The following is a 339-nucleotide window of genomic DNA, read 5'->3' on the forward strand; positions in this document are numbered from 1 at the left end:
CGTCTCTTGTAGCCGCGTTGTGAGCGGATACCTTCAATTTTCATAATTCGATATACTCGGTGTTTGCCACAGACTTCGCCCCAGTCTTTCAAATCTTTGGTAATGTTGCGATAGCCATAAGAAGTCCCGCTTTCAAGCCACGACTGTTTAATCAAACCAGATAGCCGTTTATCTTCAATCGCACGTTTGCTTAAAGGCTGTTTGAGCCACGCATAGAAACCACTGCGATGAACGCCAATCACACGACACAAAACAGCAAGTGGATATGTCTTGAGCCTAGATTTTATGAACGCGTATTTTTGCGGGACTCGCTGGCAAAATACGCGGCTGTAGATTCAA

At 45.1% G+C, this 339-nt stretch carries 1 pseudogene; it reads right to left on the reverse strand.

Features of this window, described 5'->3' with window-relative positions:
* Window positions 1-326 (reverse strand): annotated as a pseudogene (locus MTBPR1_RS10875) (IS3 family transposase); the annotation flags it as partial.
* Window positions 327-339 lie beyond the last annotated feature (13 nt).

Origin of the sequence: Candidatus Terasakiella magnetica, assembly GCF_900093605.1 — a bacterium.
Lineage (GTDB): Bacteria > Pseudomonadota > Alphaproteobacteria > Rhodospirillales > Terasakiellaceae > Terasakiella > Terasakiella magnetica.